Annotated in this window: 10 protein-coding genes and 1 riboswitch; of the genes, 5 read left to right on the top strand and 5 right to left on the bottom strand. The window is 68.5% G+C overall.

Translation table 11 applies throughout. The annotated features are described in order from the left end of the window. Positions 1-131: 131 nt before the first annotated feature. The 5 genes from IEZ15_RS36295 to IEZ15_RS36275 form a co-directional block, all read right to left on the bottom strand. Entirely contained in the window at positions 132-1907 is a 1776-nt protein-coding gene (locus IEZ15_RS36295; RefSeq protein ID WP_189281132.1) for an ABC transporter substrate-binding protein, read from the bottom strand. A 95-nt stretch (positions 1908-2002) separates the two neighbouring features. Next, a complete protein-coding gene (locus IEZ15_RS36290; RefSeq protein WP_189281131.1) occupies positions 2003-3007 on the bottom strand; it encodes an ABC transporter permease in 1005 nt (334 codons plus the stop codon). A 449-nt stretch (positions 3008-3456) separates the two neighbouring features. Further along, complete coding sequence (locus IEZ15_RS36285; protein ID WP_189281130.1) at positions 3457-4239, bottom strand: enhanced serine sensitivity protein SseB C-terminal domain-containing protein; 783 nt, start codon at positions 4237-4239, stop codon at positions 3457-3459. A gap of 180 nt (positions 4240-4419) precedes the next feature. Continuing rightward, positions 4420-5190 (bottom strand): enhanced serine sensitivity protein SseB, encoded by a 771-nt coding sequence (locus IEZ15_RS36280; RefSeq protein WP_189281129.1) that lies wholly within the window; start codon positions 5188-5190, stop codon positions 4420-4422. Between the two features lie 80 nt (positions 5191-5270). After that, positions 5271-5948, bottom strand: a complete 678-nt coding sequence (locus tag IEZ15_RS36275) for an AAA family ATPase (RefSeq protein ID WP_189281128.1) — start codon at positions 5946-5948, stop codon at positions 5271-5273. A gap of 159 nt (positions 5949-6107) precedes the next feature. Next, positions 6108-6205, top strand: a riboswitch (glycine riboswitch). A 141-nt stretch (positions 6206-6346) separates the two neighbouring features. Here IEZ15_RS36275 and gcvT point away from each other — a divergent pair. The 5 genes from gcvT (at position 6347) to IEZ15_RS36250 (ending at position 11466) form a co-directional block, all read left to right on the top strand. Further along, entirely contained in the window at positions 6347-7462 is a 1116-nt protein-coding gene (gene gcvT, locus IEZ15_RS36270) for a glycine cleavage system aminomethyltransferase GcvT (protein WP_114246779.1), read from the top strand. Positions 7463-7553: 91 nt separating this feature from the next. After that, complete coding sequence (gcvH, locus tag IEZ15_RS36265; protein ID WP_189281127.1) at positions 7554-7931, top strand: glycine cleavage system protein GcvH; 378 nt, start codon at positions 7554-7556, stop codon at positions 7929-7931. Between the two features lie 20 nt (positions 7932-7951). Next, complete coding sequence (glyA, locus tag IEZ15_RS36260) at positions 7952-9211, top strand: serine hydroxymethyltransferase (protein WP_114246777.1); 1260 nt, start codon at positions 7952-7954, stop codon at positions 9209-9211. 184 nt (positions 9212-9395) lie between these two features. After that, positions 9396-10778 (top strand): L-serine ammonia-lyase, encoded by a 1383-nt coding sequence (locus tag IEZ15_RS36255; protein WP_114246776.1) that lies wholly within the window; start codon positions 9396-9398, stop codon positions 10776-10778. 454 nt (positions 10779-11232) lie between these two features. Beyond that, positions 11233-11466, top strand: a complete 234-nt coding sequence (locus tag IEZ15_RS36250) for a hypothetical protein (RefSeq protein WP_189281126.1) — start codon at positions 11233-11235, stop codon at positions 11464-11466. Positions 11467-11919 lie beyond the last annotated feature (453 nt).

The raw sequence follows: 11919 nt of genomic DNA, 5'->3' as shown, positions 1-11919 counted from the left end.
CGGTGGCCGGGAACCCCTTGTGGGGGCTCCCGGCCACCGCCCCGGGCCATCACCTGCCCTTCGGACTGGCGGGTTTCGGCGGCGGTGGAGCAGTCAACCGGGTTGACTGCACATGCTGTTGACTACAGCGATTACTTGACGACGCCGAGCGAGACGTAGTCGTAACGGCCGTTGTAGGCGTCGGACATGTAGGCGTTCGTCAGTCGCTTACCGCGCCAGGTGATGTTCTTCTCGTAGATGAAGGGCATCCAGTCGGCCTGGTCGAGGATCCGCTTGTCGAGAGCCTTGTAGATCTCGCCGGCCTTGTCCGCGTCGGTCTCCGCGATCGCGTCGTCGAAGAGCTTGTCGATCTGCGGGTCCTTGAGCTGCGACTCGTTGTAGTTACCGGTCTCCGAGAGGAACCGGCTGTCCCACAGCGGCTGGCCGAAGCCCTGGCCGGACGGGAAGTCCGGGCCCCAGCCGCTCATCGTCATGCCGTAGCCGCGCTTCTTCACGACGGACGGCGAACCGGTGATGCTGGAGGCCTCGGCGCCGTCGATCGGGTCGACCTCGATCTTGATGCCGACCTTGCCGAGCTGCTCCTGGAGCGCCTCGGCGGTGTCGACCTCGCCCGGGTTGTTGTTACGGGCGCTGAGCTTGGTGGTGAAGCCGCCGGGCTGACCGCACGCCTTCAGCTCTTCCTTGGCCTTGGCGGCATCCGGCTTGCCCTTGCGGGCGAGGACACCGTACGGGTCGTAGTCGCTGTGGCCCTTGATGGAGGCCGGCAGGGCGCTGTTGGCGATAGCGCCACCGGCGATCTCGCCACCGCGGGTCTGCTGCAGGGCCGCGAAGTCCGTGGCGTAGAAGACGGCCTTGCGGCAGTGGACGTCGTCCAGCGGCTTCGCCGTGTGAACGAGCGCGACGTAGCGGACGAAGGACGTCTGCATGTTGTCGACGCTGTCCTTGTGGTCCTGGACGGCGGTCACACGGCCGGACTGGGTCATGCCGGTGCCGTTGAGGTCGACGTCGTAGTCGCCCTCCATCAGCTTCTTGTCGTTCTCCTCCAGGTTGGCGGAGATCGTCACCGTGACCTTGTCCGGGAGCGCGGCACGGACCGGGTCCGAGGACTTGTCCCACTTGTCGTTGCGGACGAGCACGATGCTCTTGCCCGGCTTGTACGACTCGAACTTGTACGGGCCCGAGGAGAACGGCCGCTGGGTGTACTTCGCCTTGGTGTCCTCCGACGCCTTCACGGGCGTGCCGGACGGCATGGCGAGGAACTGCTCGAAGTCACCGTTGGGCTTGGGCAGCTTGAAGATGATGGTGCTGTCGTCGGGCGTCTCGATCGCCTTCAGACCGAGCTTGTCCGCGGACGTGTCCTTGTACGGGCCCTTGTACTCGTGCTTGGGGTCCAGCGTCTGCATCAGGTACTGCGGGCCACCGGTGATGGTGTCCGTCGCCCAGATGCGCTCGATGCCGTACTTGACGTCCTTGGAGGTCAGCTTGGAGCCGTCCTCCCAGGTGACGCCGGGACGCAGCTTGTACGTGTACGTCTTGCCGCCGTCCGAGATCACACCGGGGCCGGTGGCGAGGTCGCCGACCAGCTTGGTGGAGGCGGCGCCGGGCTTGGTGTCGTACGTGACCAGCTGGCGGGTGTAGAAGCGCATGAAGTCCCAGGCCATGCCGTAGTAGGCACGCTGGGGGTCGGCGGAGTCGAGGTCCTGCTTGCCGACCATCTTCAGCGTTCCACCCTTTTTGGTGGACGGGTTGGCGACCTTGTTGAACGCCGCGTTGAAGCCGGCGCCCTTCGCCTTGCCGCCGCCGCTGTCGCCGTCGTCGCCGCCGCCGCACGCCGTGGTGGTCATCAGCGCCGCGACCACGAGGGCCGCACCAGCGGTGAGCCGTCGTTTCGAGGTAACTGTGGACATTTTCTCGTAACCTCCGAGATCGCGGTCCCAGGCCGTTGCTTGCCGGAGAACCATGGGAAGAGCCACCTGACGATGCGGCAGGGGCAAGTCGTGGGCTATCGGGTCCCCTTGGGGTCCAGGGCGTCGCGCAGCCCGTCCCCGAAGAGGTTGAAGGCCAGCACGGTGATGAAGATCGTCACGCCGGGGAAGACCATGAACATCGGGTCGTGCTCGTACGTCTCCAGGGCGTCCCGCAGCATTCCGCCCCAGGAGGCCGTCGGCGGCCGGACACCGGCGCCGAGGAAGCTGAGGGCCGCCTCGGTGAGGATGTTGGTGGGGATCATCAGCGTCGCGTAGACGGTGATCGGCGCCACCAGGTTCGGCAGCAGCTCACGGAAGAGGATGTGCGCCCGCCCGCCGCCGAGACTGCGCGCCGCTTCCACGTACTCGCGTTCACGCAGCGAAAGCGTCTGGCCACGAACGATACGTCCCACGTACGGCCAGCCGAAGAAGCCGATGACGGCGACGAGTACGGCGATGCGCACCCCGCTGCCGGTGAGGCCGAGCAGGTCGTCGGGGAGGACCGAGACGAGGGAGATGATGAACAGGAGCTGCGGGAAGGACAGCAGCACGTCCATCACCCGGCTGATCACCGCGTCCACCCAGCCGCCGAAGTAGCCGGCGATGATCCCGAAGAGGGTGCCGAGCGCCACGGCGACCACGGCCGCCAGGAACGCCACGAGCAGCGAGATCCTGGCGCCGTAGACAATCCGGCTGAAGATGTCGCGCCCCTTGTTGGGCTCGACGCCGAAGAGGAAGTCGCCGCTCACGCCGCCCAGGGGTCCCGTGGGGAGATTGGTCAGCGGATCGAGCTGGTCCTGGTGGAATTCGTTCGGCGGGTGACCCAGCAGGCCCACGATCAGGGGCGCGAAGACGGCCACCACGATCAGGACGAGGACAACGATGCCACCCGTCAGAGCGACCTTGTCCTGCTTGAGGCGCTTCCAAGCAATCTGCTTGAGGGAGCGCCCCTCGACCTTCTTCACCCCGGAGTCGGCTGCGGGACCGCCGGTCGCGATCGGGTCCGCTTCCGTGGTCGGCTCATGCAGTGGTGCCGTCATCGTGGCAAGGACCCCTCTCAACCGGCGGTGGCCGGGCCGAACTGGCCGCTGTGGCGGCTCGATCAGTCAGTCGTACGCAGAGGCGGCAGACGCCCTTGCTGCGGGAGTCTTCATTGCCGTCGCGCGAGGTAGCCATACCGTCAGGCGAATGGATGCGTAACCGTGATGCGGTCAGGGGTGTTCCGTTATCCGGACGCATGTGAACGCCCCTCGAACACAGGTCAGTTGATGCGGAAGGGGGGCATGCGCATAGATTCGCGTCGCTTTCACCATCAGACACCCCCAGCAGGGAAATCTCGGACATGAGGGAGTTCCGGCCCGCGGGCAGAGGTCCGGGCGACGCGCCGTTCACCCAGGCACGGACGGGAGCGGGTGGCCGCATTCCGGAAGCCGGGTGCGTACAGCGACATTTCGGGTGCCGGGGAGATGCAACACCGCTGTCGGCAGGGTCAGTATGCGCCCTGCGGCGGCGGATAGCCGTAGCCCGTCACCGGCGCCGCCGGTGCGTGGGCCTCGCGGTCGTAGAACGGACGGGAGTTGGCGCGCAGCCACATCGCGACCGGGTCGTACTCGTCGGACATGGCGACGGTGGAGACGGGCAGCCCCTCCGGGACCGCGCCGATCGACTGCTGCATCATCGCTCGCACCGCGTCGACCGAGGTCTGGCTCGTGTCGTAGAGGTCGAGACCGATGGCGAGATACGGGACGCCGAGCGCGGGTTGCACCCACGCGCGGCGCAGCGAGCGGATCGCGGGGGTGTGATGGGCGTTCTGCGAGAGCAGGGCGTAGAACTGCGGGATCTCGATGGCCGGTTCGGTGAGCCGGAGCGGGCCCGCGGGCATCCGGTCGAGACCGGTGGCGATCCTGCGCAGATCCAGCCAGGGGATGCCTACGCCGCCGCCCGGGGCGTGCGGGTTGAGCCAGATGCCCCAGCGGTCGGGGAAGAGGGCACGGGCGATGTCGAGGCCGCCGACCAGTTCATGGGCCCGGTTCCAGCCGCTGGCCGAGAGCTCCTGGGCGGAGGTCACACAGGGCGCGTAGCCGAGGCCGTCGATCTCCATGTTCCCGTACTGGGCGTCGGGCGAGCCCGCCTGGCCGTGCCAGAGGAGCATCCAGATCCGGCCGTTCGCGAGGGCCTGCAGCAGTGCCTCGTACGCGTCGTAGCGCCCGGGCGTCACTTGGCGCAGCATGTGCTCGACCTGCCCGGCCGCCGCGGTGCCTGACGCACTCACCTGGTCCCGCCCCTCTTCGATCCACTGTGTCGGCCCGCCGCTCCCGGGGCACACGGGTGCGGCATGATGCCGTGGCACCAGCCATCAAACCAGCTTATGCGCCGGTCCTGACACCGACTTGACGCCTTGGGCCGACGCGTTGATCCGCTCCGAAGGCGTCCGCGGCCGCCGCGCCGGGCGCTACTGGCCCGCCCGCTGGTAGAACGGCCGGATCTTCTCCCGCATCCAGTCGGCGACCGGGTCCTGCGCCACATCGAGCAGGACCAGATTGACCGGCCAGGGCACCTCGACCCGGCCGAGCGCACGGCCGAGGGCGTCCATCGGGGCGTTGCGCCCGGCACCCTCCCAGGTGGAGAACTCGACGCCGATGAAGAGGACGGGCTCGCCGCCCTCGATGCTGGCCAGCGCCCGGCGGGCGGTGAGCACGACACCGCTCTCCTCGAATTCGCCGGCCGTCGCGGAGAGGAAGTCGACGGGCTCCTCCTGCCAGGCCGGCTCGTACAGCCGGACCCGGCCTCCACTGGCCGGCCCGTCCAGCGGGGTGCGTCCGCCGCGGCAGAGCTCGGCCACGGCGGGCGGCGGCAGCGGCATCCCGACGGCGCCGCCCGGGTTCACGGCGATGCCGAGCTGTGGGGGCAGGCCGCGGGCGAACTCGCGGGCGGGCGCGACAGTGAAAGACATCTGGTTACCGACGCAGCTGAGGAACTGCTGTTCGGAGCTGAACACGGGAACGTACGGAGCGCCCTCGATCTCCAGCGTGGGCAGGTCCAGGTCGGAGGAGTCGGGTCCGCCGCCGTTGGGCAGGGGCACCCAGATGTGGCTGCGCCCGAGCACCTCGACGAGCCGCCCGCCCGCCTCCGGGCTGCCCACCGAGGCCATCAGAACCTCTTCGAGCTCATTGGCCGGCCATCCGCTCTGCGGATGGGACTGGACCTGTGCCGGAATGTCCACTGCTTCCCCTTCTTGCCCGAGCCTTCCGGCAGAAGATTAACGTCCGGCCGCCAGGCCCTTCGGCCCCTCACCCCCAGGCCCTATGCGTCCGCGAACAGGATCCGGCCCAGCTTCCCCGCCGCTTCCCGGTCCAGCAGTACCGCCGAAACGCACCCGGGCGGCAGCAGGCCGGTCTCGGTGTTCCGCAGCAGCCTCCCCACCGCCCTGCGGTGCCGGGCGAACGCATATCCGGAAACGCCGCGTCCGCGCTCCCGCTGGCCCTCCCTCGCCGTCTGCGGTGTGACGTCGAGCAGGACGAGGTGGAGGACGCGGCCCCGGCGCCGCGCGTCACGGGCCAGCCAGCCGCGTACCCACGCCTGGGTTCCGCAGTCGTGGACGACGACGGACTCGCCGGAGCGCAGCGCCCGCCACAGTCCCCAGTAGTGGGCGACACGGACGAGGGGGCGGTAGAGGGCGTACGGGAGTAAACGGGGCATCAGTCCCGCCCAGCGGTCCCGGGTGTCCTGGGAGTCGATGGCACGGGCCGTTGTGACCGCCCGCCGGATGAGCGTCGATTTGCCGCTGCCGGGCAGCCCGGAGACCACCACCACGTCGCCCGCCGCGAAGTGCAGGCTGTGCGGGCTGCGCCCGGCCCGCTCCCGCAGATCCCGTACGACGGGCGCGTGCGTGCCGAGCGCCTCCGTGGCCGGAGCCCCTGGCTGTGCGGGCATCGCGCCGTGCGCGACCCCCGCGGTTGTCGCGTACCGCTGCAACGTCATCGCCCTCCCCCTGTCGGGTCACCCCACGTATGCCCATGAAGTGTAAAGAAAAGGTAATGCGGCACAACCGTCCACGCCGCTGATTTCCCATAAGGGACCGGGGCCCCACTCCAGTGCGATGCATGCGATGATGACCCGGCCAACTGCATAAAGGCCGCTTGAATCCGCGCGGGAGAGTTCCGGTCACTGCATGTGCCGGGCGCCGAAGGAGCAAGTTCCTCCCTTGAATCTCTCAGGCCCCGTACCGCGTGGATGAGGCAGATCTGAAAAGCGGGCCGCTCTGCGGCTCCACCCAAGGTGCAAGCCGAACCCTTCAGGGGGCTCCCGGCGAACCTCTCAGGTTCCGATGACAGATGGGGAGGGATCGTCCTCGTCGTCATGCCCTGGGAGCCATATCCATGAGCACCGCCCCCCGTCTCACCGCCCTCGACGCCCTGCACCGTTCGCTGGGCGCGACCATGACCGACTTCGCGGGCTGGGACATGCCCCTGCGGTACGCCAGCGAGCGCGACGAGCACAACGCGGTGCGCACCAGGGCCGGTCTCTTCGACCTGTCGCACATGGGCGAGATCACCGTCACCGGCCCCGCGGCCGCGGCCTTCCTGAACTTCGCGCTGGTCGGCAACATCGGCACCGTCGCCGTGGGCCGCGCCCGCTACACGATGATCTGCGCCGAGGACGGCGGGATCCTGGACGACCTCATCGTCTACCGCCTGGGTGACACCGAATACATGGTCGTCGCCAACGCCGGGAACGCCCAGATCGTGCTGGACGCGCTGACCGCGCGGGCCGACGGCTTCGACGCCGAGGTGCGCGACGACCGCGACGCATACGCGCTGCTCGCCGTCCAGGGCCCCGAGTCCCCCGCCATCCTGGCCTCCGTCACCGATGCCGACCTGGACGGTCTGAAGTACTACGCCGGTCTGCCCGGCACGGTCGCCGGTGTCCCCGCCCTCATCGCCCGTACCGGCTACACCGGCGAGGACGGCTTCGAGCTGTTCGTCGCCCCCGAGCACGCCGAGCAGCTCTGGCAGGCCCTCACGGCGGCAGGCGCCTCGCGTGGCCTGATCCCGTGCGGTCTGTCCTGCCGCGACACGCTGCGCCTGGAGGCCGGCATGCCGCTCTACGGGCACGAGCTGACCACCGAGCTGACCCCCTTCGACGCCGGCCTGGGCCGGGTCGTGAAGTTCGAGAAGGAGGGCGACTTCGTCGGCCGCAAGGCCCTGGAGGCCGCCGCCGAGCGCGCCGAGACCGCCCCGCCGCGCAAGCTCGTCGGTCTGATCGCCGAGGGCCGACGGGTGCCGCGCGCCGGCTACCCCGTTGTCGCCGAGGGCCAGGTCATCGGCGAGGTCACCTCCGGCGCCCCGTCGCCGACGCTCGGCAAGCCGATCGCCATCGCGTACGTGGACGCCTCGCACGCCGCGCCCGGGACCACGGGCGTCGGAGTGGACATCCGGGGCAGCCACGAGCCGTACGAGGTCGTGGCTCTGCCGTTCTACAAGCGCCAGAAGTGACGTCCGCGTACCTCAGAAGTGACGCAGTCGCGTCTCACACCGTAAGACCACCGTTCATCAGCACTCCCCCGCGTACAGGAGAATTCAGGTCATGAGCAACCCCCAGCAGCTGCGTTACAGCAAGGAGCACGAGTGGCTGTCGGCCGTCGAGGACGGTGTGGCCACGGTCGGTATCACCGAGTTCGCCGCCAACGCGCTCGGCGATGTCGTCTACGCCCAGCTCCCCGAGGTCGGTGACACGGTGACCGCGGGCGAGACCTGCGGTGAGCTGGAGTCGACCAAGTCGGTGAGCGACCTGTACTCGCCGGTGACCGGTGAGGTCACCGCCGCGAACCAGGACGTCGTGGACGACCCGTCGCTGGTGAACTCCGCGCCCTTCGAGGGCGGCTGGCTGTTCAAGGTACGCCTGGCGGAGGAGCCGAAGGACCTGCTCTCCGCCGACGAGTACACCGAGTTCTCCGGCAACTAAAGACCCCAAGGGACCACCTGATGTCGCTTCTCAACTCCTCCCTCCACGAGCTGGACCCGGACGTCGCCGCCGCTGTCGACGCCGAGCTCCACCGTCAGCAGTCCACCCTCGAAATGATCGCCTCGGAGAACTTCGCTCCGGTCGCGGTCATGGAGGCCCAGGGCTCCGTCCTCACCAACAAGTACGCCGAGGGCTACCCCGGCCGCCGCTACTACGGCGGCTGTGAGCACGTCGACGTCGTCGAACAGATCGCCATCGACCGCATCAAGGCGCTGTTCGGCGCCGAGGCCGCGAACGTCCAGCCGCACTCCGGTGCGCAGGCCAACGCCGCCGCGATGTTCGCGCTGCTGAAGCCGGGCGACACGATCATGGGCCTGAACCTGGCCCACGGCGGCCACCTGACCCACGGCATGAAGATCAACTTCTCCGGCAAGCTCTACAACGTGGTCCCGTACCACGTCGACGAGACCGGCGTCGTGGACATGGCCGAGGTCGAGCGTCTGGCCAAGGAGTCCAAGCCGAAGCTGATCGTCGCCGGCTGGTCCGCCTACCCCCGTCAGCTGGACTTCGCCGCCTTCCGCCGCATCGCGGACGAGGTCGGCGCGTACCTGATGGTCGACATGGCGCACTTCGCCGGCCTGGTTGCCGCGGGTCTGCACCCCAACCCGGTGCCGCACGCCCATGTCGTCACGACCACCACGCACAAGACCCTCGGCGGTCCGCGCGGTGGTGTCATCCTGTCGACGCAGGAGCTCGCCAAGAAGATCAACTCCGCGGTCTTCCCTGGCCAGCAGGGTGGTCCGCTGGAGCACGTGATCGCGGCCAAGGCGGTCTCGTTCAAGGTCGCGGCGACCGAGGAGTTCAAGGAGCGCCAGCAGCGCACCCTGGACGGCGCCCGCATCCTCGCCGAGCGTCTGGTCCAGCCGGACGTCACCGAGGTCGGCGTCTCCGTCCTCTCCGGCGGTACGGACGTGCACCTGGTCCTCGTCGACCTGCGCAACTCGGAGCTGGACGGCCAGCAGGCCGAGGACCGGCTGCACGAGCTGGGCATCACGGTCAATCGGAACGCCATCCCGAACGACCCGCGGCCGCCGATGGTCACCTCGGGTCTGCGGATCGGTACGCCGGCCCTGGCCACCCGCGGTTTCCAGACCGAGGACTTCACCGAGGTCGCGGAGATCATCGCGTCGGCGCTCAAGCCGTCCTTCGACGCGGACGCCCTCAAGGCCCGCGTCGTCGCGCTGGCCGAGAAGTTCCCGCTGTATCCCGGCCTGAAGTAGTCCGGGCCACAGGTTGTCCTGAAGTAATCCGGGACACAGTTCGTCACGTTTCGGGCGGGGCACCGCGCACACTGGACAGTGGGCGCGGTGCCCCATCCCTTGTCCCCGCTGCTCTTCGGGCCGACCGGCCCGTACCGCATCACCCGGCAGACAACGGCGTCTACCAACCCTTAGGAGTCTCCCCGTGGCCATCTCGGTCTTCGACCTGTTCTCGATCGGCATCGGCCCGTCCAGCTCCCATACGGTCGGCCCGATGCGCGCCGCCCGTATGTTCGCGCGCCGGCTGAAGAACGAGGGCCTCATCGCCCACACCGTCTCCATACGCGCCGAGCTGTACGGCTCGCTCGGGGCGACCGGTCACGGCCACGGCACCCCCAAGGCCGTCCTGCTCGGTCTGGAGGGCGAGTCGCCGCGTACCGTCGACGTGGAGTCCGCCGACGACCGGGTGGAGCAGATCCGTACCACCGGCCGGATCAACCTCCTCGGCATGCACGAGATCGACTTCGACGCCGACGAGCAGCTGGTCCTGCACCGCCGCAAGGCGCTTCCGTACCACGCCAACGGCATGACGATCTTCGCCTTCGACCACGAGGGCGCCCTTCTCCTGGAGAAGACCTACTACTCCGTCGGCGGCGGCTTCGTCGTGGACGAGGACGCGGTCGGCGAGGACCGGATCGTCCTCGACGACACCGTGCTGAAGCACCCCTTCCGCACCGGAGACGAACTGCTGCGGCTCTCGAAGGACACCGGCCTGTCCATCTCCTCGCTGATGCTGGAGAACGAAAAGGCCTGGCGCACCGAGGACGAGATCCGCTCGGGTCTGCTGGACATCTGGCGCGTCATGCAGGCCTGCGTCGCGCGCGGCATGTCCCGCGAGGGCATCCTGCCCGGCGGCCTCAAGGTCCGCCGCCGCGCCGCGAACACCGCCCGCCAGCTGCGCGCCGAGGGCGACCCGCAGACCCTCGCCATGGAGTGGATCACCCTCTACGCGATGGCGGTCAACGAGGAGAACGCGGCGGGCGGGCGCGTCGTCACCGCACCCACCAACGGCGCCGCGGGCATCATCCCGGCCGTGCTGCACTACTACATGAACTTCGCGGCCGGTGGCGCCACCGAGGCGGAGAAGGAGGACAGCGTCGTCCGCTTCCTCCTCGCCGCCGGAGCCATCGGCATGCTCTTCAAGGAGAACGCCTCCATCTCCGGCGCCGAGGTCGGCTGCCAGGGCGAGGTCGGCTCCGCCTGCTCCATGGCCGCGGGCGCCCTCGCAGAGGTCCTCGGCGGCACCCCCGAGCAGGTCGAGAACGCCGCCGAGATCGGCATGGAACACAACCTCGGCCTGACCTGCGACCCGGTCGGCGGTCTCGTCCAGATCCCGTGCATCGAGCGCAACGGCATGGCCGCGGTGAAGGCCGTCACGGCGGCGAAGATGGCGCTGCGTGGCGACGGCAGCCACAAGGTCTCCCTCGACAAGGTCATCAAGACCATGAAGGAGACGGGCGCGGACATGAGCGTGAAGTACAAGGAGACGGCGCGCGGCGGGCTTGCGGTGAACATCATCGAGTGCTGAGGACGCAGCCTCTGATCAGGGGGTTCTCGTCCAGAAACCCGGTGCCGGGGCGGCCGAGTCGATCGGGGGCGCAAGTCTCGGATGCACCCCAACCGCGTCGCGTTCAATGTTCACGAAACCGCCCGACCGTGAGTCCAAGCTCCTCTCAGACCCGTGAACAAGTGACGTCATGACTTCGTTCTCGCGGACAAAGCCAGGGCCATCCGCCGCCCACCTCCGGCACCGGCACCGGTGCCGGCACCGGTGCCGGTGCCGGTGCCGGTCAGCAGATGCCCGCATCGGTGGATTCCGGCAGTCGGAAGAAGCCGGCCACCACATCCCCGTCCCGTCGGGCCACTACAAGCGCCATTGCGACGCCAGGCGCACCTGCTAGCCTCGGGAAGGGCGCGAGCCGTTTCACCCCTTTTTTTCATCTCTACTCCCCCCTTCCCTCCGCCGATCCGGGACGTGAGCGATGTCTGAGAGCCCGAGCATCTGGGAAGTGCGGCTGGGCATTCACGCCACGCGGCAGCAGGCCGAAGAGATCGAGGAGCGCATCGTCGGGCTGCTGTGCCCGGACCCCGATCACACCCCGCCGTGCCCGATTCCGTGGTCGGTATCCCTCCTCCACGGGTCGGGACTCGAGGAGGACGACCCGTATCCGGAGCTGGTCGAGCAGGCCGAGGCGGAGAAGCACATCCGCCCATGACCATCCGGACCAGCCGGACCATCCGGCGGCGATCGAACGGTCGCCGCTTTTGGTGATCGTGTGCACGGAGTGAAGATCGGCTGAAGATCCTCGGCAACCCGGTCGCGCCGAGAAGACCCCTTGCCTTCCACGGCCGGATCAAGTGCTCAGTCTTTGCACCTCATTGCCTGCACCGGATCGCCGACGGCTCTGCCACAGCCTCTCCACAGCTCTGAGGCGCTCGATTGCTTCCGGCCACGTGGAGTTGATAGGCATGGCAGCACATTTGTTTGCACAGCTCGGCAGGGGGACTGGATGAAGTTCGACATGGGGGCGCAGGTTCTTTCGACGCTGTCGTCGAAGTCGCGTGGGTCGAGTACTGATCTGGGGACGTTGATTCGTCAGCTGGTGCAGGCCGCGCAGCCGTTGGAGGGGAAGTTCAACGGTGCGGGGCGTGCGGCGTTTGATTCGTTC

This window comes from Streptomyces atratus, assembly GCF_014648655.1.
Taxonomy (GTDB): Bacteria; Actinomycetota; Actinomycetes; order Streptomycetales; family Streptomycetaceae; genus Streptomyces; species Streptomyces atratus.
The sequence above is the reverse complement of the archived record's forward strand: the minus strand, read 5'-3'. Positions and strand labels throughout refer to the sequence as shown.

Coding starts and splice junctions, on each gene's coding strand:
- gcvH (WP_189281127.1), top strand. CDS start 7,554: ATGAGCAACCCCCAGCAGCTGCGTTACAGCAAGGAGCACGAGTGGCTG.
- gcvT (WP_114246779.1), top strand. CDS start 6,347: ATGAGCACCGCCCCCCGTCTCACCGCCCTCGACGCCCTGCACCGTTCG.
- glyA (WP_114246777.1), top strand. CDS start 7,952: ATGTCGCTTCTCAACTCCTCCCTCCACGAGCTGGACCCGGACGTCGCC.
- IEZ15_RS36275 (WP_189281128.1), bottom strand. CDS start 5,948: ATGACGTTGCAGCGGTACGCGACAACCGCGGGGGTCGCGCACGGCGCG.
- IEZ15_RS36295 (WP_189281132.1), bottom strand. CDS start 1,907: ATGTCCACAGTTACCTCGAAACGACGGCTCACCGCTGGTGCGGCCCTC.
- IEZ15_RS36250 (WP_189281126.1), top strand. CDS start 11,233: ATGTCTGAGAGCCCGAGCATCTGGGAAGTGCGGCTGGGCATTCACGCC.
- IEZ15_RS36290 (WP_189281131.1), bottom strand. CDS start 3,007: ATGACGGCACCACTGCATGAGCCGACCACGGAAGCGGACCCGATCGCG.